The organism is Collimonas arenae, from assembly GCF_001584165.1.
Taxonomy (GTDB): domain Bacteria; phylum Pseudomonadota; class Gammaproteobacteria; order Burkholderiales; family Burkholderiaceae_D; genus Collimonas; species Collimonas arenae.
Map to the genome: position 1 here is coordinate 1,897,138 of NZ_CP013233.1, position 22,829 is coordinate 1,919,966.

Below are 22,829 nucleotides of genomic sequence, written 5' to 3' on the forward strand. Positions count from 1 at the left end.
TAAATCAAGTTATTTAGTTGGTAGTTAGTAGTTTGTAGATTCAGCTTAACCTCAGAAGAGAGAAAAACATGTTTGGACGATTGATGCCCACCGAGGGCAAATTCTTTGAGCTCTTTAATCAGCATGCGGAGTTATGCGTCAAGGGTGCCAAGGAAATGGTGGCGTTAATGACGAATTTCGACGACCTGGAGATTCGTGTGCATGCAATCGAAGGCATTGAAAAGCAGGCCGACCAGGTCACGCACAATGCCATCGACATGTTGCACAAGACGTTCATCACGCCGATCGATCGCGACGATATCCATCAGTTGATCACCCGTATGGACGACATTCTCGATTTACTCGAGGATGCGGCACAGACCATCTCTCTGTATGACATCAAGGCCATTACGCCGGAAGCCAAGCGTCTCGCTGAACTGTGCCTGGGCTGCGCGGAGAAGGTCAAGTCGGCTGTCGGCCTGCTGCACAATATGGACAATTCGCGCGAAATCCTGGCAATTTGCGTCGAAATCGATCGCCTGGAGTCGGATGCCGATCACGTGATGCGCGCGGCCATGTCTAAGCTGTTCCGCGACGAACCTGATGTACGTACCCTGATCAAGCTCAAGGCGATCTACGAAATCCTGGAAACGGTCACCGACCGCTGCGAGGATGTCGCCAATATCATTGAAGGCATCATCGTAGAAAATGCCTGATGCAGAGTAGGGCGGTAGCGGCCTGGGCCGATACCGCGTTGTTCTTCCAATTCGACTTAAAACGATTACCGGGCGCCGAGCACGTTGCCCGATCTGGCGGGGGCCACAAGCGCCTGCCGAATTGACGTAATCTCAAAAAACGACGACACGACCTATTCATGCACACCCTTCAAATCAGTATTTACGTTCTCGTCTTCCTCATTGCACTGGCGCTGGTATTCGACTTCATGAACGGTTTTCATGATGCGGCGAATGCCATCGCTACGGTGGTTTCGACCGGCGTCCTGAAACCACAACAGGCGGTTGCCATGGCAGCCCTGTTCAACTTTATCGCCATTGCGGTATTCCAGCTGCACGTTGCCGCAACTGTCGGCAAGGGCACCATCGATCCAAACGTGGTCGATCACTATGTGGTGTTCGGCGCTCTGGTTGGCGCCATCTGCTGGAATATTCTGACCTGGTACTACGGCATCCCCTCATCTTCTTCGCATGCATTGATTGGCGGTTTGGTTGGCGCGGCAGTGGCGAAAGCCGGTACCGGCTCGCTGATCTCGGCCGGCCTGATCAAGACCATTGCTTTCATCGTATTGTCGCCGCTGCTGGGCTTTGTGTTCGGCTCCATCATGATGGTGCTGGTCTCGTGGATTTTCGTGCGTTCGACCCCGCGCAAGGTCGACAAATGGTTCCGTCGCCTGCAACTGGTATCTGCTTCCATGTACAGCTTGGGACACGGCGGCAACGATGCGCAAAAAACCATCGGCATCATCTGGATGTTGTTGATAGCGACCGGATTTTCGCAAGCCACCGACAGCTTGCCGCCATGGTGGGTGATCATTTCTTGCTATAGCGCGATCAGCTTGGGGACATTGTTTGGCGGTTGGCGCATTGTCAAGACGATGGGGCAAAAAATCACCAAACTGAAGCCAGTAGGCGGCTTTTGCGCAGAAACCGGCGGTGCGATCACGCTGTTCCTGGCAACCATGCTGGGCGTGCCGGTGTCGACCACCCACACCATTACCGGCGCCATCGTCGGTGTTGGCGCAGCGAAGCGTGTTTCGGCGGTGCGCTGGGGTGTCGCTGGAAATATCGTCTGGGCCTGGGTGCTGACGATTCCGGCGTCCGCCTTCATGGCTGCAATTGCCTGGTGGATCGGCAAGCATATTTTGTAACAACTGATCGACTGGATGGCAAAAGGCGGCGCATCGTTAATGATGCGCCGCTTTTTTTTGCCTTTCGTTCTGAAAAGGTTTGATGGTCACCTCCCCATTTTTCTCGCAGTCCCGGGTAAAACGTGCGATTATTTCTATATGGCCATTGTTTTATGGCAACTAACTGGGAATTAACAACCAAGGCGCAAATGTTGTGTATTGACGGAGGACTTCACCATGTTGTTTCTACGCAAGAAAGAAATCGCCAGTGTAATCATCGTATTTACCGGAGGGGCGGTGGCTGCCCCATCGCATGCCGCATGCAGCAACAATGTGCCCGCCAGCGGCGTCTCGGTAAACTGCTCTGGTAACGTTACTACGCCGGTTCTTGCGCAGACTGGCAGCAGTAGCGTCGCCGTCACCCTGGATTCGACTGTCGTTGCCAACATCGCGCGCAGCACCAGCCCCATCGCTTTTAGCGTCGACACTTCTAGCACCATCGTCAACAATGGCAGCGTGACGCTGACTGGCGGGGGGGCACTGGCGGCAATCGTGGTGCGGTATTGCTGGGTGTGAATAACAACAACCAGTTGACCAATACGACCCAAGGCAGCATTACTACAACAGGCGCTTTTAACGATGGCATGGCCGCTAACGGCAGCGGTAATATGCTGATCAATCAAGGCTCCATTTCGACGTCTGGCCCAAATGCCTATGGCATATCGGCAGCCTGGGGGCAGACCAATGTCGGGCAATCGAACAACAACGTCAATAATTCGGGGATGGTCACGACTTCGGGCAGTAATGCGCGCGCCATCTCGATCCTCGGCGGTAACGGCACCGTCACCAATAGCGGCAATTTATCGACCAGCGGCGCCAGCAGCACCACGGTGTATATGCAGGGCAACAACGACAAGCTGGTCAACAGCGGCAGCATCAATGCTTCAGGCAACGGTTCCGAAGCGGTGTTCTCGAACACGGTCAGCTCCGGTTTTAACGCCAGTATCGAGAATCAGGCCGGAGGCCAGATCATCAGCCAGCAAGGCATCGGCATTCGAACCTTGAATGGCGCCACTACTGTCATCAATGCGGGTCTTGTGCAGAGCGGTGTTGGTACTGCGATCTCGATGGGGCGTGGCAGCAATACGCTGGTATTGCAAACTGGTTCGGTGATCAATGGTACAGCCGATGGTGGCGGAAATGCCGGTACCAGTCTGGTGTTACAAGGATCCGGCACGGCATCGAATACTTTCACGAATTTCGCAATCTTGCTGGCGCAGGGAAGTAACTGGACCTGGAGCGGCAACGGCACGTTCACTACGGCGCAAATCCAGAGCGGCATGTTCAATCTGACCGGCACCCTTGGCGGAGCAACCACGATTTCGGCGGGCGCCACGCTGGCCGGCAGCGGCGGCACTGTGGCGGGTAACCTGCTTAATCAGGGGACCTTGCATCCCGGCGTCGGCGACGGCACCGGCGGGTTAGCGGTGACTGGCAACTACACGCATGCGGCCAATGCGATATTTCAGACCGAAGCGTCACCGGTTTCCGCCGGCTTGCTGATCGTAGGCGGCAGCGCTAGCCTGCTGGGTGGCACCGTTAATGCCACCATGTTGCCAGGAGCCTATGCGGATCAGGTAAAGTTGCCGATTGTCACCGGCGCTGGCGGCGTGACTGGCAATTTCAGTCAGCTGCAAGCGAATGCCACAGCCTTGCTGACGCCGACCTTGGAGTATGACAATGGTCATGCCTACCTCGTCATTACGCGAGCTCCGATTACCACCGTGGTACCAAACGGGAATGACTCGGCCATCGGTCAAGCCATCGACAGCAGCCGTCCGCAGGTCACACCGGCAAATCCGACGCCGGCTCCTGTTACGCCGGGTGGTGTGCCGGTCGCCAGCGGTGAGTTGGCGGCCACTGTGGATGCGCTCAATCTGATGGATAAAGATGATCTGAAGGCTACTGTCGGCAGCCTGACCGGCGGTATACACGCGACTTTCTCGCAACTTGCCTTGCGTGAAAACGATCTGTTCGGCCGGGCGCTGTCGATGCGCCTGGATACCCAGCGAGAAGGCGAGCGAAAGGATAGCGACAATGGCGTGTGGGTTCGGCCGTATGGATCTTTCGGGAAATTGAGTGCGACTGGAGATACCGCAGGCGCGCGCTATAAAATCGGTGGCATCAGTGCCGGTGCTGACCGTGTAGTGGGAACCGACTGGATCGTCGGCGGTGGTCTCGATTATGCACATATGCAGGCAGATTTCGATGACTATAACGGCAAGGGCAAGCTCGACAGCTATAAGATCGGCGCGTATGCCAGCTATGCCCCGGGGCCTTTTTATGTCGACACCATCGCCAGCTATGCAATCCAGAATACCCAGATCCAGCGCGATGTACTGACCGGAACCGGCAGCCTGCGTGCGCAGGGCTCTTATGACGGCCGCCAGGCCAGCTTGTACGGCGAGTCGGGCTATCGCATCAAGCTGGATCAACAAACCGTATTGCAGCCTTTCGGTGCTTTGCATTACACGCGTTTGCGTCAGGACGGATTTACCGAAACCGATGCCGACAATCTTGGCATTTCGGGCCAGGCGAATACGCTCAACAGCCTGCGCAGCAGCATCGGCGTCAGGCTGAGCAGCGATCTGGCGCTTTCTAGCGGGGTCCTAACTTTTGGCGCGCAATTGCGCTGGATGCATGAATTCATGGATGCGCAGGCACAGTATCAGGCCACCTTGATCGGTGCGCCTGGTAGTCCGTTCACCGTAAAAGGCGTGGATTTCGGGCGTGATGCCGCGCTGGTTGGTGTCAATCTTTCTTACGCAGCGACGGCGCGCCTGAACCTGTTTGCCGATTACGATTTCCAGACGGAGTCGCACAACCAGGTCAATCGGATTACCGCCGGCTTGCGTTACCTGTGGTGATGGGGAGGGGCCGCACAATATAATTCTGGCCCCACAAATGACGAGATCGATGCGGCTTGTGCGGCGGCATCGATCTCGTTGGTTTCAGGCGGGCATCAGGTACCCATCGGCATCCGTCAGTGGGCGCCGCCGGCGTCGACTGGTACGCTGGAACGCTGCGGTTTGGTCAGCCACACCAGCGCGATCAGCATCACGAACAATACCGCCGAGATCCAGAAAATATCAGTGGCGCCCTGGGTCGCAGCTTTCACTGAAATCAGTCGGTCGACAGTGGCCCAGGCAGCCGGCTCCGGCATGCCTTGCGCGGTGAGGTTGTGTACCGCATCGGTAAATGCCGGATTGTGCGGTCCGGTGAACTCAGTTAATTGCGAGTGATGCAGCGATGTGCGGCGATCCCACAAGGTACTGGTGATCGAGGTGCCCATGCCACCGAACATGATACGCACGAAATTCGACAAGCCTGCTGCGGAAGGAATCTTGTCAGGCGGTTGGCCGGACAGGATGATCGAAGTCAGTGGAATGAAGAACATGGCCATCGCTGCACCCTGGATGATGGTCGGAATCATCAGCGTAAAGGTGTCGACATTCTCGGTGAACTGGGAGCGCAGGTAGAACACGACTGCAAAGATGAAGAAGGCGGTGCTGGCAACCCAGCGCGCATCGATCTTGGGCAGCAGCTTGCCGATGAAGGGCGACAGGATGATCGCGAAGATACCCACCGGCGCCATCACTTCGCCGGCCAGCGTGGCCGTATAGCCAAGCGTGGTCTGCAGCCACAAGGGCAGGATCACCAGGCCGCCGAACATCAAGCCGTAACCAACCGAAATGGCGATCACGCCGCCGCTGAAGTTGCGGCTTTTGAACAGTCGCAGATCGACCACTGGATGGTCGTCGCCCAGTTCCCAGATGACGAAGTAGATGAAGGCAACCAGCGCAACGACGCCCAGTATCACGATGGTCGACGAATTGAACCAGTCGAGTTCCTTGCCCTTGTCCAGCATGATCTGCAGCGAGCCGACCCAGATCACCAGTAGCGCCAGCCCGACTTTATCGATAGGCAGCTTGTAGGTGACTGATTCACGCTTGTGGTAGATCGACCAGGTGGCCCATGCGGCAAACACGCCGACTGGAATGTTGATGTAGAAAATCCATGGCCAAGTGTAATTGTCTGAAATCCATCCACCCAGCAGTGGCCCCATGACTGGCGCCACCAGGGTGGTCATTCCCCAGAAGGCCAGGGCCATGCCGCTCTTTGAGGGCGTGTAGCTGGATAGCAGCAGTGACTGCGACAACGGAATCATCGGTCCGGCGACGGCGCCTTGAAGCACCCGTGCCGCGATCAATACTTCCATGCTGGGAGCCAGGCCGCACAGGATGGATGACAGCACGAACAGGATGATCGATGTGACAAACAGGCGAACCTGGCCAAAGCGCTGAGTCAGCCAGCCGGTCAGCGGCACCGAGATGGCATTGGCGACCGCAAACGAAGTGATGACCCAGGTGCCTTGCTGCGGCGACACGCCGAGGTCGCCGGAAATGGCGGGAATGGAAACGTTGGCAATCGACGAATCGAGCACGTTCATGAACACGGCCAGCGATAAAGCTACCGTACCCATGACGAGATTGCCGCCGGTGAGCGGCGGCAGTGGTTGCGATGGCGGCCGTGCGGGCGCTGCCGGTTTTGGGGAACTCATGAAGGCATTCCGGTAAGGGTTCGCATGGCGGATGCCGTCATGACGGCATCCGGCAGGGCAGTCGGCACAAGCTTAGTGTGCTGCAGCTGCATTGTTATTGGCAGCGATGATGCTGGCGATGCGCTGGTCGGCTTCCTGGCCGCTCTTATCGAAGACGTCGGTGGTATAGGCCGGAGCGGTGCGCGCCGTGCCTGCTGTCAACGAGGTGCCTTCGGTTTTCGCGACGTCGACCGTTGCATCCATCGATACGCCTATGCGCAGCGGATGGCTTTCCAGGTCTTTGGGATCGAGCGAAATACGCACTGGGACCCGTTGCACGATCTTGATCCAGTTGCCGCTGGCATTCTGTGCCGGCAGCAAGGCGAACGCAGAACCGGTACCGGCTGCCAGGCCAACCACTGTTCCGTGGTATTCGAATTTCGAGCCGTACAGATCCGATTTCAAGGTCACCGGCTGGCCGATACGCATGTTCTTGATTTGCACTTCCTTGAAGTTGGCGTCAACCCACAACGCGTTGAGCGGCACGATCGACAGTAGCGGCGTGCCGGCGGCGATACGCTGGCCAACCTGCACCGAGCGTTTGGCGACGTAGCCGGTAGTCGGCGCCAGCAATGTGGTACGGGCCAGGTTGATATAGGCGTTGCGCACTTGTGCGGCGGCATTGAGGACGTTCGGGTGCTGTTCCACCGAAGTGCGGTCAGTCAATACCTTGTTGGATGCCAATTGTTCGCGTGCGGCTTGCAATGCTGCCTCTGCACCTTGAACCGCTACTTTGGCGTGATCCAGTTCTTCCTTGGATACCGCGCCAGTGCTGATCAGCTGTTGACGGCGGGCCAGGTCGGAGCGGGCGCGTTCCAGCTCGGCGTTACGTGCAGTGACGTTGGATGCGTAGGTGTTGTTGTTGACGAACAGCGTGCGCACCTGGCGCACGGTTTGCGCCAGTTGGGCTTCGGCCTGATCCAGTGCTACCTTGGCGTCGGCTTTGTCCAATTCAACCAGCGGCTTGCCGATCTGCACCAGTTCTGTATCGTCGGTATTGATTGCCAACACTGTGCCGCCGACTTGCGGCGTGACTTGCACCACGTTGCCGCCGACATATGCGTCATCGGTGTTTTCGTAGTGGCGGGCGTAGATGAACCACCAGATGCCATAAGCGATCAGCAGGATGATCAGGACGATGGTGACGCCGATCAGCAGGCCGCGGCGTTTGCCGTTGCCATTGGCTGCTGCCGGAGCAGGTGCGGCAGCGGCGACGCCGCCGGCCGAAGAGTCTTGTGATGTTTGATTTGGTGTTGTCATGATGCAGGTTTCGCAATAAGTGAACGGTTTATTGGTGAATTAATTGGCGCTGCTGACTTGCGGACTGGCGTTGGCTGAAGCCGGTTCGGCCGGGCTGATGCCCTCGGCCGACGCATCAAAGCCACCGCCCAGGGATTTGATCAGGTTGACCCGCAGATCGGCGCGACGCGCACGGACATCCAGTTCAGCCTTGCGTTGCGCCAGCCAGGCTATCTGGGTGCTGACCACTTGCAGCATGTTTGCGGTGCCGACCTGTTGCCTTTGCTCGGCCAGTTTCATGCCGCGTTCTGCCGCTTCAACTGCGGTCTGCTGATTCTTGCCCTGCGTTGCCGCCGATTGCAGCGATTGCACGCTATCTGCGACTTCATGGAAAGCGTCGTTCAGCGCCTGATTGTAAGTTGCGACAGCGCCATCGTAGGCGGCAACCCGGCCCTTGAGCTGAGCACGCAATGCGCCGCCCTCGAAGATAGGCAGGTGGATCGCCGGGCCGATGCCAACCACTTTGCTGCTGTGGTTCAGGAACTGTGAAAAGCTGAGACTGGAAAAGCCGATCATCGCCGACAGGTTGACGTCTGGATAAAACTCGGTCTTGGCAACCTTGATGTCGCTTTGCGCAGCTTCCACTTGCCAGCGTGCGGCAACCACGTCCGGACGACGGCCCAGCAAGCCGAGCGGCAGTTGGTCAGGCAGCGCAATGGCGCTGTCTGCCGGCAAGGTCGGCACCGGGATTTTCAGGCCGCGGTCAGGGCCTTGGCCCATCAGTGCAGCGAGCTGGTTACGGGTCAGTGCAATGGCTTCCTGCCATTGCGCCTGTTCGGCACGCAGGCCGGCTACCTGTTGCCGACTTTGCTGGTTCTCACTTTGGGTATCAAGGCCGGCGGCGAAGCGTTGCTGCGTCAGCTTATCCAGCTTGTCGCGCAATACCAGTTGCTGGTTGGTCAGGTCCAGTTGGGCATACTGGCGTCCCAGTTGCAGCCAAGCTTTCGCGATGCCCGCGCTCAGAGCGAGCCGTGCGGCGTAATGCTCGGCTTCTGCTGCCTTGCTTTGCGAGATGGCCGAGCGCAACTGCGCACTGTGTTTGCCCCAGAAATCCAGGTCGTAGGAAAAATTCAGCGCGGTTTCATAATCGGTCACGTACATGCCGCCGAACGGTGGCGGGTAGATGCTGTTCTCGGAAAATCGCTCACGTGTGGCCGACAGGCTGGCTCCGACTTGCGGCTTGCTGGTTGCGCCTGCGGCTTCGACCATCGCGCGTGATGCCGAGATGCGCGCGGCTGCAGCTTGCAGGTTAGGGTTGCCGGCCAGCGCCTCGTCGACCAGTTGTTGAAGCTGGCTACCGCCGATGCCGCTCACCCACGACGTGCTCGGCCAGGTGCCGCCTTGTCCGGGCAGCGAGGATGCCGATGCGTAATCGTCAGGATTGTTGGAACGGGCAGTGCTATGTATTCCGCTGAAGTTCGCGCAGGCCGACAACAGCAATATGGCGGCGCCGATGGCAAGCCGCTGAGCACTGAGTTTTGGCAAGTTGCGCGGAAATGTGGATGGATGAGAGTTCATGTCGGTGTTGATTTGACGGGTTTGTTTGATTTGAATGCTGTGTTTTACAAGTGAAATCTGTGAAGCAATGGCATTTCGGTTACTGATTGAAAGCAAAGATCGGCAAATTAAGATTGCATAGTCAATGTGTTTTCTCCTCAGTCGAATTGCTTGCGAGCAAGCGTCGCAACATCGATTTCAAGAAACCAATCTCTTCCGCGCTGAAGTCGTAAAAATGTTTATTCAGTACACCGCAGAATGCCTTCGGTATTTCCGTCGACAGGGCTACTCCATCTGCCGTTAACTTCAATTTCATTAAGCGCCTGTCATGTGCGCATGGTTCGCGCTGTATCAGATTGCGTGCTGCCAGGCGGTCTATCATGCGCTTGGTCGAGGCGGCGTCGGTGTAGGTCTCGCGTGCCAAGTCTGCGGCAGTAGAATATTTCCCCGTGGATAACATCAGGATAATAGCGCCTTGTGCATGAGTTATTCCGAATTTGGCCAGCGATTCGTCTGAACTCTTGACCAGCATGGCGCGCGAGCGGGCCAGCAAATAGCCTATGCTTTCTTCGATCTGATAGGTGTCGAGATTAAATAACGGGGACGAATTGCTCATTTTCTTACTTCAATAATCATTGCCTAGGCAAGAATATACTGCAAATTAAAATTCTTTGCTGGCGGCAAGTTAGAAGTGTTGTTCAAGCTTCAGGCAAATTCAATGTGATCTGTGGCGGAGTACACGCCGGCAGGCGTATCGACACGATGAGGCCGCGTTGTCGTTCTCCGCTGCCCAGCGTCACCGTGCCTTGTGCAGCGAGTACGATTTCCTTGACGATAGCCAGGCCTAGGCCAGTGCCTTCTTGTCCCGGCGCCGCGTTGCGGAAGAAGCGTTCGAACACGCGGTCTCGCACTTCGGCAGGAATGCCGGGGCCGTCGTCGCTGACGCCGAGGTCGATCCAGCCATCGTTGAGTGCAAGCGTCACGGTCACTTTGCCGTTTGCAGGGGTATAGCGGATGGCGTTGTCGACCAGGTTCATCAGCATGGCGCTGAACAGGGCTTCGTTGCCCATCGCCCACGCCTGCTCGATATCGGTGTCGAAGCCGAGGTCGATGTTCTTGCGTTGCGCCAGGTCAACGATCTCCTCCAACACGATTGCCGCCAGCGCGATCAGGTCCACCGGATGCCTGAGGAATGCAGTGGTGTTGGCGGCTTCCGCCTGCGACAGCAACAAGAGCTTGTTGGTCAGGTCTGTCATGTTGCGGCTGCTTTCCTGTAGTGCTTGCAGCACTTCGCCGCGCCGAGTTTCGTCATCGAGGCGGCGCGCGAACTGGATTTGCGAATCGATCAGGGTCAGCGGCGTGCGCAGCTGGTGAGCTGCATCGGTGATAAAGCGCTTCTGCGCAGCCACCTGGGCATGGAGGCGCTGGATGGTCTGATTCAATGCTTCGACGATAGGACGCAATTCCAGTTGCAACTGACCCGGTTTGATCGGCGATAGCGACGTGGCGTCGCGCAATGCCAGTTGGTCTTTCAAATTCATCAGCGGACGCAATTCGATGGTCAGGCCGATCACCACTAGCGCGATCGCCAGCAACAGCATCGCGATTTGCCGATGCAGAGCAGGGCGCCACAACTCGGTCAGCATCTGGTCATGGGAGCGGGTAGTCTGTCCAACCAGGATCGCCACTTTACGCAACTGCCCACTGTCATACAGCGTGCGCACTGCACTCACTACGCGCAAGGCCTCGCCATGGTATTCAATGCTGCGAAACGCTGGGGCGCTAACCGGGAAACGCAGGATCTCAGGAAAATCGGGACGTCCGGCCAACAGCTTTTCGTGGTCGGTGATGACCTGGTAATACACCTGATCCTGTTCGGGCGAAACCAGCAGCTCCAGCGCTGCCGGCGGTACGCTGACATGCGGCACCCCGTCCTGCCAGAAAATGGCGCCGGCGATCACCTGGGCCGATGCCAGCAGTGCGTGATCCTGGATCAGATCTGCGGTTTGCCGGGCGCTCCGATACGACAGGGATGCGCTGATGGCGACGAACAGCGCCAGTGGAATCAGCAGCCACAGCAGCAAGCGCAGGCGCAGGCTGACGATCACTTGAGGTCTTTCTGCTTGAGCAGGTAACCGAGCCCGCGCAGCGTCATGATGGCTGCCTGGCAGTGCTCCAGTTTCTTGCGCAGACGATGGATGTAAATTTCAATTGCGTCTGCGCTGGGCTCGTCGTCGAGGCCGAAGACGCTGCTCATCAGCGCTGCCTTTGAGACGGTCTTGCCCTGCTTGAGCATCAATATTTCGAGCACGTCGTGTTCGCGCCCCGGCAGCGCCAGCAACTGGCCGGCGATCGAAAATTGCCGGGTATTGCTGTCATAGCGCAGGTCGGCGCAATGCATTTCGGCAGCCTTGTCCGGAGCCTGGCGGCGGATCAATGCCTTGATGCGGGCCACCAGTTCGCGCACTTCGAACGGCTTGACCAGATAATCGTCGGCGCCGGCGCCGAGGCAATCCACCTTTTCATCGATCGAACCGCTCGCGGTGAGAATCATCACCGGCACGTTGTTGTGGCGTTCGCGCAGCCGTCGCAATACACTCTTGCCATTCATCTTGGGCAACTGCAGGTCGAGCAGTACGACGTCGTAGCTCTCGCTTTGCAGCAGGCGGTCGGCCGCCTCGCCGTCGGTGGCGACATCCAGCGTGAATTTTTCTTCCTTCAGAATCTTGCTGAGCCACAGCGCCAATGGAGGATTGTCTTCGATCAGGAGTAGTTTCATTGAAGTGGCATGGTTTGGTTATGGTGCACTGCACGCAAAATAACAGGAATTTGGAAAGCTGGATGAAAGTTATAGCAACCTAGAATACGTCCAAGACTGGAACAACGGCATTCGGCCTTCGGATCCGGTCATTATCCCAAAAAAATAAATGGAGACAATACAATGCAGACTCTCGTCCGAGGTTCACTGATTTCCGCCTTACTGGCCGCTGCCGGCACGCTGTGCGCCGGCCAGGCCGTCGCCGCCGATTCCAGCAAGATCACCATTATGGTTGGCGGCATCACCAAGATGATCTACCTGCCGGCCAAGCTGACCGAGCAACTCGGCTACTTCAAGGAGGAAGGGCTGGATGTCGAACTGCAGTCGCAGCCGGCTGGCGTTGACGCAGAAAATGAATTGCTGGCAGGCGCGGTGCAAGCCGTTGTTGGTTTCTACGATCACTCGATCGATCTGCAGAGCAAGGGCAAGGAAGTCACCGCAATCACGATTTTCGGCCAGGTGCCGGGAGAAGTCGAGCTGGTGTCGAGCAAGGCCGCTGCAACCATCAAGAGCATGGCAGATGTCAAAGGCAAGACATTGGGTGTGACCGGCCTGGGCTCATCGACCAATTTCCTGACGCAATACCTCGCTGCGAAGCAAGGCATCACGTCCAATCAATTCTCGGTGCTGCCGGTTGGCGCTGACAATACCTTCATCGTCGCCATCAAGCAAGGGCGCATCGATGCCGGCATGACGACTGAACCGACCGTGTCGCAATTGTTGAAGAGCGGCGATGCATCGGTGCTGGTCGACATGCGTACTGTAGAAGGCACCGTCAAGGCGCTGGGTGGCTTGTATCCCGCATCGAGCCTGTACGTCCAACGCCCATGGCTCAATACCCACAAGACTGAAGCGGCCAAGCTGGCGCGCGCCTTTGTCAAGACGCTGAAATTCATCAATACCCATAGCGCCGCTGAAATCGCCGACAAGATGCCGAAGGATTACTACGGCAATAACAAGCCAATGTATGTGCAGGCCTTGCAGAACTCCCTGCCGATGTTCTCGCCGGATGGAAGAATGCCGGCTGGTGGCCCGGAAACGGTGCTGCAGGTGTTGTCCGGATTTAATCCGAACGTCAAGGGCAAGCACATTGACCTCTCCAAAACCTATACCAACGAATTTGTCAGCCCGACAAAATAAGGTTGTTTGGTTATAGCGCTTAGTTAAGTCTGGATCAGGTGTCCCACAACGGCAGGCGTCGCGCCTGCCGCGGGGATGTGTACGCCGAAAAATCGGGCGCCTGGTGCAAGCTGGTTCTCACAAAGGAAATATCGAATGAATCAAACAACATCCGTAGCAGCTGCTCCGTCGGCAGCTACCCAGCAAATTTCACGCGACACGCCGGCCATCGAATTGCGTAACGTCTCTTGCCGTTTCATTTCGCCGGACGGCAAGGCCACCGTGGCTCTGCGCGACTTCACGATGAGTGTGGCGCGCGGTGAGTTTGTTGCAGTTGTCGGTCCGACTGGCTGCGGCAAGTCGACCACCCTCAGCATGATTACCGGCCTGCTCAAGCCGACCGTGGGCGAAGTGCGCATCATGGGCGAGCCAGTCAACGGTATTGATCCGCGCATCGGCTTCGTGTTTCAGAACGATGCGGTGTTCCCATGGCGCAGCGTGCTGCACAATGTCGCGGCGGGACCACTGTTTCGAGGTAAGCCGAAAGACGCTGCGTATGCCTTGGCGGAAGAGTGGATACGCCGCGTCGGTCTCGACAAATTCAGCAACCACTATCCGCACCAGCTGTCTGGTGGCATGCGCAAGCGCGTGGCTCTGGCGCAAACCTTTATCAACAGCCCTGAAATCCTGTTGATGGACGAGCCGTTCAGTGCGCTTGACATGCAGACCCGTACTCTGATGCAGGACGAACTGCTGCAGCTGTGGTCGTCGCAAGCGGGTTCAGTGGTGTTTGTTACCCATGATCTGGAAGAAGCGATTGCACTGGCTGACAAGGTCTATGTGCTGACGGCGCGTCCGGCCACCTTGAAGAGTGTGTACGAGATCGATCTGCCGCGTCCGCGAGTCATGTCGGAAGTGCGTTATGAACAGCGCTTCATCGATATCTCACGCAAGATCTGGGCCGATCTGCGTGAAGAAGTCCATATCAGCTAACCATTCGTCTGCAATCATTCAATTTACATACCGTCGCCTATTCCGATAAGGGTTTCAAATAGGCGAGAGGAAAAAGGCAACTCTATGAATCAAGCACATGCAATCGACAAACTCAGCGCGGCCAGCCTGGCGACTGTCGAACAGGAAGCACAACGGAAAATCAAACAACGCCACTGGCTGGTGATTTCATTGCGGCTCGCGATCCTGGTGATCACACTTGGCGGATGGGAACTGGCGGCGCGGCTGCAATGGATAGATCCATTTTTCTTTTCGCAGCCGACATTGATCGTGATCCAGATTTATGACTGGATCGTCGAAGGAACCTCGCAAGGTCCGCTGTGGACCCAAGTGCTGGTGACCTTGGAAGAAACTGTATTGGGCTTTCTGATCGGTTCGGTCGCTGGCGTTATTTGCGGCATTTTATTGGGCCGTAACAAGCTGCTGTCGGATGTGTTCAGTATTTATATCCAGATTGCCAACTCGATTCCACGGGTTGTGCTGGGATCGATTTTCGTGATCGCGCTTGGCCTGGGAATGGCTTCCAAAGTCGCGTTGGCGGTGGTGATGGTGTTCTTTGTTGTGTTCGGTAATGCATTCCAGGGTGTGCGTGAAGCGGACCGTTACATGATTGCCAATGCTCAGATCCTGGGCGCCTCGCCGCGCCAGGTCACCATGTCGGTAGTGATTCCGTCGGCGCTGAGCTGGATTCTGGCAAGCTTGCATGTCAGCTTTGGTTTTGCACTCGTCGGCGCAGTGGTGGGTGAATTCCTTGGCTCCAAGCAGGGCATTGGCTTGCTGATCTCGACCGCACAGGGCGCATTTAACGCCAGCGGCGTGTTTGCAGCAATGATTGTGCTGGCAGTGGTGGCGTTGGCTGCAGATTATTTGCTGACGACATTAGAAAAACGTTTGCTGAAATGGCGTCCTGTGGCATTCTAGTTTCCAACTGACGTATTTTTGAATTTGTATTTCAGTCTTAAGGTTGCGGCGCATTTAACGATGCGCCGTTTTTTTCGCCTTTTTATTTGTCAGAAAAGAAATTCAAACTCTTCCGCTGGCTAGCCAGCGCGCCCAGTCCGGGCGACCATTCTTCAACGCGGTCCGTGCCGCCTGCAGGTGATCGTAAGCGACGCACAGGTGATCCACGCTCCAGCCGTCGCTGGTTTGCTCGCACATTGCGTAGCGGGCGTGCGGACTGCCGTTCTCGATCGTGTGGAAGCAGGGCTGGTCGTCGTCATAGGCCTGCAGGCCGACGCTGCCCGGATTGACCACCAGCCGTCCACCCGAGATGGCGCAGGCCCGTGGCTTATGCGTGTGGCCGCAAATGATCAAGCTGTGCGGGATGGCTTCAGCGCGGGCTTCGATATCCGTGCTGCTCGCCATGCGGCAGCCGTGCTGGTCGACATGTTCCAGAAAATACGCGAGGTCGTTGGCGGGTGTGCCATGGCACATGAAAATGTCATCATTGAGCGCCAGCGTGGCGGGCAGGCCGCAGATCCAGTCGCGTTGCGCTGCTGTCGTATTGTCATAGGCAAACTGGTCGCTGGGCTGGCCGGGTCGTTTTGCGCAGTCAAGCAGATGCCGCTCATGATTGCCGCGAATTGTCGGTAATTGCAGCGGCATCAGCAGATCTGCTGTTGCAGAAGGTTCCAGCGGGCCGGAAAGGATGTCGCCGGCATTGACGATCAGATCGACACCACGGCGCTTGATATCCGCCAGCACGGCTTCCAGGGCCAGGATATTTCCATGGATGTCGGACAGAATGGCAAGTTTCATGGTGGTTTCTTTCATGACGGGAAATACGGATATTGCACCACCAAATAAAAAAGGGTGCAATTCAATCAAGATCGAATTGCACCCGCTACACCTGTTGCACTGCTGCAGCGCATTATTGCGCGCAGCACTCAGTCGTCGTTACAGCACATCGCTGGCGTGATCCGCCAGACGCGAGCGCTCGCCGCGCGCCAGTGTCACATGGCCACTGTGCGACCAGCCCTTGAAGCGGTCGACCACATAGGTCAGGCCGCTGGAGCCTTCGGTCAGGTACGGCGTATCGATCTGCGCGATGTTACCCAGGCAGATGATCTTGGTGCCCGGACCGGCACGCGTAACCAGCGTCTTCATTTGCTTCGGCGTCAAGTTTTGCGCTTCGTCGATGATCAGGAACTTGTTGACGAAAGTGCGGCCGCGCATGAAGTTGAGCGACTTGATCTTGATGCGCGAACGAATCAGATCCTGAGTGGCGGCGCGACCCCATTCGCCGGCGTCCGAATCGGATTTGTTGAGCACTTCCAGATTGTCGTCGAAGGCGCCCATCCATGGCCCCATCTTCTCTTCTTCGGTACCCGGCAGGAAACCGATGTCCTCACCAACCGGCACTGTGACGCGGGTCACGATGATTTCGTTGTAGGTTTTGGTTTCCAGCACTTGCGCCAAGCCCGCCGCCAGCGCCAGCAAGGTCTTGCCGGTACCGGCCTGGCCCAGCAGGGTGACGAAGTCGCAGTCGGGATTCATCAGCAGGTTCAACGCAAAGTTCTGCTCGCGGTTGCGGGCGGTAATACCCCACACACTGTTCTTGGCATGGCCATAATCGCGTAATGTCTGCAGGACTGCTGTCTTGCCGTTGATCTGCGTGACTTGTCCGTAGAACGCCGGTTCACCGTTTTTCGGTTCAATGAACACGAACTGGTTGACCAGCAACGACGGCACCAGCGGTCCACTCAGGCGGTAGAAGGTATAGCCGGTGCCATGCTTGTTTTCCTGCCAGGATTCGATGCCCTTGCCGTGCTTGATCCAGAAATCGTCCGGCAATTGCTGGATGCCCGAGTACAGCAGGTCGGTGTCTTCCAGCACATGGTCGTTGAAATAGTCTTCTGCCGGCAAGCCCATGGCGCGGGCCTTGATGCGCATGTTGATGTCTTTCGACACCAGCACTACCGGGCGGCCCGGGGTTTCTGCTTCCAATGCGCGCACTACGCCCAGAATCTGGTTGTCGGCCTTGCCTACAGGCAGGCCTTCAGGCAGGTCGGCGTTTTGCAGCTTGGTCTGGAAGAACAGGTGGCCCTTGGCATCCTTGTTGCCGAGTTTCGACAAAGGAATGCCATGGTCAATTTCGTCGTCGACCACGTCGCCAACCAGTGCATCTAGCGAACGCGACACCTGGCGTGCATTGCGCGCCACTTCGGACATGCCTTTCTTGTGGTTGTCGAGCTCTTCCAGCGTCACCATCGGCAGATAGATGTCGTGTTCTTCGAAGCGGAACAGCGAAGTCGGATCGTGCATCAGCACGTTGGTGTCCAGTACGAACAATTTGGTGATGCCGGATTTGTCGGCCGCGCGGCTGGTGCTCGATTTCGGACGGCTATCGACGCTCTTGGCCGGCTTTTCGGCGGTGCGTGAATTGTCAGCCGGAGCCTTGTCGGTCTTGCGCGCCTCCACCGCTTTATTACGGGCCTGCGGGGCTACTTCTTTGATACGGGTAATCGGTTCGACAACTGCGATACGTGGCTTGACGGCTTTGCCGGCTTCCGCTTTTGGATAATCTTGCACAGACAGTAAAGCAGCGGGTTTGGTCGGTAATTTTGGTAGGGGCATCAGAACCTCGCTCTAAAGATGAAATAAATGTTCGCTTTGGTGATAACACGAACCGGACCAAACGGGTGAAGCAACGCCTAGAACAACAGAAAAATAGTTAAAAAAAGTCAATTAAGAGGAGGAAGCGATAGCAATCAACAAATTAAAAAGTAAAAAAGCCGTTTGGGAAGGCCTTCAGGCCTTGCCACAAACGGCTTCCAAAAATAATTTTTTGTGAATTCAATGACTTACAAACTCCAATACTTCTTCAACATGCGCTGGCACCTTCACTCCACGCCATTCTTTCACCAATGTGCCGGCGCCGTCAATCACAAACGTGCTGCGCTCGATGCCGCGTACTTTTTTGCCATACATATTTTTCATTTTCATGACATTGAACATCACGCACAGCGCTTCGTCAGGATCTGAAATCAGGTCGAACGGCAAGCCTAGTTTGGCCTTGAAGCCTTCGTGGGAGCGAATGCTGTCGCGGCTGATGCCGAAGATCAATGTATTGTGCCGCTGGAATTCCGAATACAGGTCGCGGAACTGGATCGCTTCGGTGGTGCAGCCTGGCGTGTTGTCTTTTGGATAAAAATACAGCACGATTTTCTGGCCATGATAGTTCGATAACTTGAACGTCTGTTCACCGGTCATGGCGGCAGTGAAATCGGGCACTGTCATATTGATGATGGAAGGAGTGTCGGCCACGGTATTGTCCTGTTCATTAAAAATGATAATTGCGGCACAGAGTTCGGGGGCCGTCGCAATATGCGGCGTGTCAGCCCGTTCCCAACTGACTGAGCAAGAATATTCAAGCAAGCAGTGTTTTTGCAAAACAGGGTAGACGAGCGTGGCGTTATCCGCCGGCAGCAATTTCCAATTGACGCTCAGCTAACCGCCATTTGCGCCTGCATGATCATTTCGCCCGAACGTCCCGGCAATTCAGCCCAGTTGAGTGGTGCGCTAGGCAGCGGTTGGTCTTTCACCTGCTGGTAATAATCTTCCATCGCGACCAGATCGTAGCCTTGCGCTTGCCAGCCCTGCAGCAATTGTTCGAATATGGGGGCGAGTTTTTGCCCTTCAAGCTCCGCGTGCAGAGTAAATACATGATCGCGCGGCGTCGCCGTCAATGCCAGGATATGCGCTGCGATATTGGCCGGCGTCAGTTCGACACCGTCGAAACTGCGTCCCAGCAATTCGTCGAGTGTCGGCAGCGTGGTAGGCAACTGGATGCATGGCAGCGTCTTGCCGTTGATTTGCAGCCGATGCGGGCCGGCGGCGCTATCGGCCAGGGCGCCATTGTCGGCCAGCATGGCACGTCCATCGGATGAATAGGCGATGCCGAATTTTTCCAGCTGCTCGAAAGCGTAAGGGTTCATTTGCCAGCCGGCGCGCCGTGGGTTTTCGGTGCAGTGCCGAAGACCTGGAAGAAGCGGTCGTACGCGCGCTGCATTTGCTGCTGGGTCCAGTCCGCACCGCGCTGTCGCACGTGATCCTGCCAGACACGATGATCCCAAGTGTGAATACCGCACTCGAAACCGGCATCGCGCACCGCCTGCATGTACTTCGCGCAAGTTTTGCCGATGTCCGGGGCTGGCAGCAGCACGCCATACATCAGGGTCTTCAAGCCATAATGTTCGACCACCGACGTGCGCGACACTTTTTGGAAGAAGCCGGGGCGAAATACCTGTTTCAACGCCCATCCAGTATGGTCATGCCCGAGCGAGAACAGGAAGGTGGCGCGCGCCTGGTACTTGGTCAGCAGGCGCACCAGATTAGGTACCCCTTCACGGGTGCCGCGATAGGTGTCGGCGTCGATTTTTAAGGTGAGGAAGGGCAAGTTGTGTGGGCTGGCAGTGAGTAATCGGACAAGTGCAGTGAGCTTCTTATATGCTCGTCATCCCCGCACACACGGGGATCCAAATTGCTGAATAAGATGGATTCCCGCGTGTGCGGGAATGACGCAATAGGCACTTGAATTAATCTTAATCCATCAAAGCGCGTGCTTCCGCGACCTGGCTGCGATACGCATCGAAAATATTGCGCAGGGTATCGGCCATGGTGGTGGTCGGCTGCCAGTTCAGTTCGTCGCAGGTGTTGGTGATCTTCGGTACGCGGTTCTGCACGTCCTGGTAACCCTTGCCATAGTACGCCGCGGAGGTGGTTTCGACCAGTTTGACCTTCTTCGCCGAGTCGGCGTATTCCGGGTATTCCGCAGCCAGTTTCAGCATCATGTCGGCCAGGTCGCGGATCGAATAGTTATTGACCGGATTGCCGATGTTGTAGATCTTGCCGCTGGCGACGCCGTCCTTGTTGGCGATGATCTTGATCAGTGCGTCGATGCCGTCGTCGATGTAGGTGAACGCACGTTTCTGCTGGCCGCCGTCGACCAGCGAGATATTCTCGCCGCGTACGATATGGCCAAAGAATTGCGTTACCACGCGCGAGCTGCCTTCCTTCGGCGTGTGGATCGAATCGAGGCCGGCGCCGATCCAGTTGAATGGGCGGAACAGCGTGAAATTCAAGCCTTCTTCCATCCCGTAGCCCCAGATCACGCGGTCCATCAACTGTTTGGCGCAAGAGTAGATCCAGCGCGGCTTGTTGATCGGGCCGCAGATCAGTTCGGATTCTTCCGGATCGAATTCCTCGTCGTGGCACATGCCATATACTTCAGAAGTCGACGGGAACACCAAATGTTTGCCGTATTTGGCGGCGGAGCGCACGATCGGCAGGTTGGCTTCGAAGTCCAGTTCGAATACGCGCAGCGGTTGCTTGACGTAGGTCGATGGAGTGGCGATGGCGACCAGCGGCAGGATCACGTCGCATTTCTTGACGTGATATTCCACCCATTCCTTGTTAATCGTGATGTCGCCTTCGAAGAAGTGCATGCGCGATTTGTATTCTTCGTTGTCGAGCAGGTCGCGGATGCGATCGGTCATCATGTCCATGCCATAGACGTGCCAATTGGTGGTTTCCAGGATGCGCTTGGACAGGTGGTGGCCGATGAAACCATTGACGCCGAGGATGAGGACTTTTTTCATGTTGATATCTTGTTGTTAGGTTGCTATTCGACGGAGCGGAGGCTCAAAACACTGCAATGCCTGGGTGGCATCGTGGCAAAGGGCTCCGCGCTGTTCGCAGGATGACACAACCGGTTTTATAAAAGGATGTTTTGTAATGCCTCTGGCGTCACGATTACACCATCGGCCAGCAATTCGTTAATCAACAGCGCGCGGCCATCGCCACATACGCCAACAATGCGATTATCCACTACCGCCAAGCCTAGAGGCAAATTTGCGGGCAGATTTTCGATCAAGTTGTCGGATAAATATGCTTTTCCGATAATAAAAGTGCGATCTTTGATAACGGTCCAGGCGCCAGGATAGGGCGGCGCGACCGCGCGGAACAGGTTGTACACTTGCTGCGCCGGTTGGTTCCAGTCGATTTCTCCATCCGCGGGCTTGCGACCGCCGAAATAACTACCTTGTGACAGGTCGTTCGGCAGTCTTGGCGTTTGTCCTGCCAGCATCGCCGGCAGCACGTTCCACAAGGTTTGTTCCGCAGCAACCACAACCTTGCCGAATACTTCATACGCCGTATCGTCGGGCAGGATCGGCACCGCCGTCTGGGCAACGATGGCGCCGGCGTCCGGCTTTGCCGCCATTTCATGCAGGGTGGCGCCGGTTTCCGTTTCGCCATGCAAGACCGCCCAGTTGATTGGTACCCGGCCGCGGTACTTGGGCAGCAGCGAACCATGCATATTGAAGGCGCCATGCTTGGCCAGTGCCAGCAAAGCGACCGGCAGCATGTGACGGTAATAGAAACTGAAAATGAAGTCCGGCTGCGCTGCGGCGACTTGTGCCAGTAGTTCAGGCGTAGCGGGATCGGCCGGAGCGATGAATGGGATGCCGCGCTGGCGGCACAACGCCGATACCGACTCGAACCAGATAGTTTCTTGCGGATTGTCCTCATGGGTCACTACCAGCGCGATGTCGACGCCGCGCGCCAGCAGGACTTTCAGGCAGCGTACGCCGACATTGTGATAGGCAAAAACGACGGCTTTCATGATGCTTGCTTGTCCTCGGAAGAAGACTGCTCCAGCATGGCTTGCACTACATAACGTGGCCGTGCCCGTACTTGCTGGTAGATGCGGCCGACGTATTCGCCCACCAGGCCGATGCCGAACAGGATAATGCCCATCAGGAAGAAGGCAAAAGCGAACAGGGTGAACACGCCTTGTACCTCGGCGCCAAACAGGAAGCGGCGTACCACCAGCAATACGAATAGTGCAGCGGAAGCGAAGGACAGCACGATCCCGATCAGTGAAAACAGCTGTAGCGGCACGATCGAAAAGCCGGTGACCAGATCGAAATTCAGGCGGATCAGGCTATACAGCGAGTATTTCGATTCGCCGGCCGAACGTTCCTCATGTTCGACCACGATTTCAGCTTGATTGCGGGAAAAGGTGTAAGCCAGCGCCGGAACGAAAGTATTGACTTCACGGCACTGGTTGATCAGATCGACCACATTGCGGCCGTAGGCGCGCAGCATGTTGCCCTGGTCGGTCATCTTGATGCCGGTAATTTTCTCGCGCAGCAGGTTCATGGCCTTGGAGGCGATGGTGCGCCAGGCTGAATCCTGGCGCTTGCGGCGGATCGAACCAACGTAATCGTAGCCTTCGCGCATCTTGGCGACCAGGTTGCCGATTTCTTCCGGTGGATTCTGCAGGTCGGCGTCGAGCGTGACGATGATGTCACCGCGGCTGGCTTCAAAACCAGCCAGGATCGCCATGTGCTGGCCGAAATTGCCGTTGAACAGGACGACGCGCGTGACATCCGGCCGCAAGCGGAACTGTTCGGCCAGGATCGCCGCCGATTTGTCGCGGCTGCCGTCGTTGACGTACAGAATTTCATAGCTGATGCCAAGTGCATCAAGCGCCGGGTAGAGGCGCTCGAACAGTTTGGCGAGGCCCGATTCCTCGTTGTATACCGGGATGACGACGGAAAGTTCTGGTTTCATCAAGC

General features: G+C 56.7%; 19 protein-coding genes and 1 pseudogene. 7 read left to right on the forward strand and 13 right to left on the reverse strand.

The features are described 5' to 3' along the window. The first annotated feature begins 68 nt into the window (after window positions 1-68). From CAter10_RS08970 to CAter10_RS08985, 4 genes are all read left to right on the forward strand, one after another. The gene (locus CAter10_RS08970; RefSeq protein WP_061533143.1) at window positions 69-695 is read left to right on the forward strand and encodes a DUF47 domain-containing protein; all 627 of its coding nucleotides are present in this window, start codon (window positions 69-71) and stop codon (window positions 693-695) included. A 158-nt stretch (window positions 696-853) separates the two neighbouring features. Next, a complete protein-coding gene (locus CAter10_RS08975; protein ID WP_061533144.1) occupies window positions 854-1,864 on the forward strand; it encodes an inorganic phosphate transporter in 1,011 nt (336 codons plus the stop codon). Between the two features lie 216 nt (window positions 1,865-2,080). Beyond that, window positions 2,081-2,419 carry a hypothetical protein gene (locus CAter10_RS08980; protein WP_061533145.1) on the forward strand — a complete coding sequence of 113 codons (339 nt, stop codon included), beginning with the start codon at window positions 2,081-2,083 and terminating at the stop codon, window positions 2,417-2,419. Then, a complete protein-coding gene (locus CAter10_RS08985) occupies window positions 2,416-4,770 on the forward strand; it encodes an autotransporter family protein (RefSeq protein WP_128083022.1) in 2,355 nt (784 codons plus the stop codon). Before CAter10_RS08980 ends, CAter10_RS08985 begins: the two co-directional genes overlap by 4 nt. Before the next feature lie 116 nt (window positions 4,771-4,886). Here CAter10_RS08985 and CAter10_RS08990 read toward each other — a convergent pair whose 3' ends face one another. The 6 genes from CAter10_RS08990 to CAter10_RS09015 all read right to left on the reverse strand — a co-directional run bounded on the left by CAter10_RS08990 (window position 4,887) and on the right by CAter10_RS09015 (window position 12,078). Further along, the gene (locus CAter10_RS08990) at window positions 4,887-6,464 is read right to left on the reverse strand and encodes a DHA2 family efflux MFS transporter permease subunit (RefSeq protein ID WP_061533147.1); all 1,578 of its coding nucleotides are present in this window, start codon (window positions 6,462-6,464) and stop codon (window positions 4,887-4,889) included. Between the two features lie 72 nt (window positions 6,465-6,536). Continuing rightward, window positions 6,537-7,763 carry an HlyD/EmrA/EmrK family protein gene (locus CAter10_RS08995; protein WP_061533148.1) on the reverse strand — a complete coding sequence of 409 codons (1,227 nt, stop codon included), beginning with the start codon at window positions 7,761-7,763 and terminating at the stop codon, window positions 6,537-6,539. 39 nt (window positions 7,764-7,802) lie between these two features. Then, window positions 7,803-9,320, reverse strand: coding sequence for an efflux transporter outer membrane subunit (locus tag CAter10_RS09000; protein ID WP_061533149.1), 1,518 nt, complete (start codon window positions 9,318-9,320; stop codon window positions 7,803-7,805). A gap of 121 nt (window positions 9,321-9,441) precedes the next feature. Then, window positions 9,442-9,915 carry a MarR family winged helix-turn-helix transcriptional regulator gene (locus CAter10_RS09005; RefSeq protein WP_061533150.1) on the reverse strand — a complete coding sequence of 158 codons (474 nt, stop codon included), beginning with the start codon at window positions 9,913-9,915 and terminating at the stop codon, window positions 9,442-9,444. Window positions 9,916-9,997: 82 nt separating this feature from the next. Beyond that, window positions 9,998-11,407, reverse strand: a complete 1,410-nt coding sequence (locus CAter10_RS09010) for a sensor histidine kinase (protein ID WP_061533151.1) — start codon at window positions 11,405-11,407, stop codon at window positions 9,998-10,000. Continuing rightward, the gene (locus CAter10_RS09015; protein ID WP_061533152.1) at window positions 11,404-12,078 is read right to left on the reverse strand and encodes a response regulator transcription factor; all 675 of its coding nucleotides are present in this window, start codon (window positions 12,076-12,078) and stop codon (window positions 11,404-11,406) included. Before CAter10_RS09015 ends, CAter10_RS09010 begins: the two co-directional genes overlap by 4 nt. Before the next feature lie 162 nt (window positions 12,079-12,240). On the opposite strand from CAter10_RS09015, the gene CAter10_RS09020 reads away from it, so the two are divergent. The 3 genes from CAter10_RS09020 to CAter10_RS09030 all read left to right on the forward strand — a co-directional run bounded on the left by CAter10_RS09020 (window position 12,241) and on the right by CAter10_RS09030 (window position 15,168). Next, window positions 12,241-13,257: an ABC transporter substrate-binding protein gene (locus tag CAter10_RS09020; RefSeq protein ID WP_061533153.1), complete on the forward strand. Its 1,017-nt coding sequence runs from the start codon at window positions 12,241-12,243 to the stop codon at window positions 13,255-13,257. 135 nt (window positions 13,258-13,392) lie between these two features. Further along, window positions 13,393-14,229, forward strand: coding sequence for an ABC transporter ATP-binding protein (locus CAter10_RS09025; RefSeq protein WP_061533154.1), 837 nt, complete (start codon window positions 13,393-13,395; stop codon window positions 14,227-14,229). Window positions 14,230-14,313: 84 nt separating this feature from the next. After that, on the forward strand, window positions 14,314-15,168 hold the full coding sequence (locus CAter10_RS09030; RefSeq protein ID WP_061533155.1) for an ABC transporter permease: 855 nt from the start codon (window positions 14,314-14,316) through the stop codon (window positions 15,166-15,168). 102 nt (window positions 15,169-15,270) lie between these two features. Here CAter10_RS09030 and CAter10_RS09035 read toward each other — a convergent pair whose 3' ends face one another. The 7 genes and pseudogenes from CAter10_RS09035 to CAter10_RS09065 form a co-directional block, all read right to left on the reverse strand. Next, the gene (locus tag CAter10_RS09035) at window positions 15,271-16,005 is read right to left on the reverse strand and encodes a metallophosphoesterase family protein (RefSeq protein WP_061535251.1); all 735 of its coding nucleotides are present in this window, start codon (window positions 16,003-16,005) and stop codon (window positions 15,271-15,273) included. Window positions 16,006-16,143: 138 nt separating this feature from the next. Then, window positions 16,144-17,823 carry a PhoH family protein gene (locus tag CAter10_RS09040; protein ID WP_061533156.1) on the reverse strand — a complete coding sequence of 560 codons (1,680 nt, stop codon included), beginning with the start codon at window positions 17,821-17,823 and terminating at the stop codon, window positions 16,144-16,146. Between the two features lie 219 nt (window positions 17,824-18,042). Further along, window positions 18,043-18,486, reverse strand: coding sequence for a peroxiredoxin (locus CAter10_RS09045; protein WP_082798044.1), 444 nt, complete (start codon window positions 18,484-18,486; stop codon window positions 18,043-18,045). Between the two features lie 206 nt (window positions 18,487-18,692). Further along, window positions 18,693-19,645 (reverse strand): annotated as a pseudogene (locus tag CAter10_RS09050) (polysaccharide deacetylase family protein). Between the two features lie 145 nt (window positions 19,646-19,790). Next, window positions 19,791-20,846: a bifunctional UDP-4-keto-pentose/UDP-xylose synthase gene (locus CAter10_RS09055; RefSeq protein ID WP_061533157.1), complete on the reverse strand. Its 1,056-nt coding sequence runs from the start codon at window positions 20,844-20,846 to the stop codon at window positions 19,791-19,793. Window positions 20,847-20,962: 116 nt separating this feature from the next. After that, window positions 20,963-21,871 (reverse strand): formyltransferase, encoded by a 909-nt coding sequence (locus tag CAter10_RS09060; protein ID WP_061533158.1) that lies wholly within the window; start codon window positions 21,869-21,871, stop codon window positions 20,963-20,965. Beyond that, window positions 21,868-22,824, reverse strand: a complete 957-nt coding sequence (locus tag CAter10_RS09065; protein ID WP_061533159.1) for a glycosyltransferase — start codon at window positions 22,822-22,824, stop codon at window positions 21,868-21,870. The genes CAter10_RS09060 and CAter10_RS09065 overlap by 4 nt, the downstream gene beginning before the upstream one ends. Between the last annotated feature and the right edge of the window lie 5 nt (window positions 22,825-22,829).

What these genes read in the sequence shown, in the direction of transcription:
- CAter10_RS09065 (WP_061533159.1), bottom strand. Translation starts at nt 22,824, where the DNA reads ATGAAACCAGAACTTTCCGTCGTCATCCCGGTATACAACGAGGAATCG.
- CAter10_RS09055 (WP_061533157.1), bottom strand. Translation starts at nt 20,846, where the DNA reads ATGAAAAAAGTCCTCATCCTCGGCGTCAATGGTTTCATCGGCCACCAC.
- CAter10_RS09000 (WP_061533149.1), bottom strand. Translation starts at nt 9,320, where the DNA reads ATGAACTCTCATCCATCCACATTTCCGCGCAACTTGCCAAAACTCAGT.
- CAter10_RS08970 (WP_061533143.1), top strand. Translation starts at nt 69, where the DNA reads ATGTTTGGACGATTGATGCCCACCGAGGGCAAATTCTTTGAGCTCTTT.
- CAter10_RS09045 (WP_082798044.1), bottom strand. Translation starts at nt 18,486, where the DNA reads ATGACAGTGCCCGATTTCACTGCCGCCATGACCGGTGAACAGACGTTC.
- CAter10_RS09030 (WP_061533155.1), top strand. Translation starts at nt 14,314, where the DNA reads ATGAATCAAGCACATGCAATCGACAAACTCAGCGCGGCCAGCCTGGCG.
- CAter10_RS09020 (WP_061533153.1), top strand. Translation starts at nt 12,241, where the DNA reads ATGCAGACTCTCGTCCGAGGTTCACTGATTTCCGCCTTACTGGCCGCT.
- CAter10_RS08990 (WP_061533147.1), bottom strand. Translation starts at nt 6,464, where the DNA reads ATGAGTTCCCCAAAACCGGCAGCGCCCGCACGGCCGCCATCGCAACCA.
- CAter10_RS09005 (WP_061533150.1), bottom strand. Translation starts at nt 9,915, where the DNA reads ATGAGCAATTCGTCCCCGTTATTTAATCTCGACACCTATCAGATCGAA.
- CAter10_RS09060 (WP_061533158.1), bottom strand. Translation starts at nt 21,871, where the DNA reads ATGAAAGCCGTCGTTTTTGCCTATCACAATGTCGGCGTACGCTGCCTG.
- CAter10_RS08975 (WP_061533144.1), top strand. Translation starts at nt 854, where the DNA reads ATGCACACCCTTCAAATCAGTATTTACGTTCTCGTCTTCCTCATTGCA.
- CAter10_RS09015 (WP_061533152.1), bottom strand. Translation starts at nt 12,078, where the DNA reads ATGAAACTACTCCTGATCGAAGACAATCCTCCATTGGCGCTGTGGCTC.
- CAter10_RS09035 (WP_061535251.1), bottom strand. Translation starts at nt 16,005, where the DNA reads ATGAAACTTGCCATTCTGTCCGACATCCATGGAAATATCCTGGCCCTG.
- CAter10_RS08995 (WP_061533148.1), bottom strand. Translation starts at nt 7,763, where the DNA reads ATGACAACACCAAATCAAACATCACAAGACTCTTCGGCCGGCGGCGTC.
- CAter10_RS08980 (WP_061533145.1), top strand. Translation starts at nt 2,081, where the DNA reads ATGTTGTTTCTACGCAAGAAAGAAATCGCCAGTGTAATCATCGTATTT.
- CAter10_RS09040 (WP_061533156.1), bottom strand. Translation starts at nt 17,823, where the DNA reads ATGCCCCTACCAAAATTACCGACCAAACCCGCTGCTTTACTGTCTGTG.
- CAter10_RS09025 (WP_061533154.1), top strand. Translation starts at nt 13,393, where the DNA reads ATGAATCAAACAACATCCGTAGCAGCTGCTCCGTCGGCAGCTACCCAG.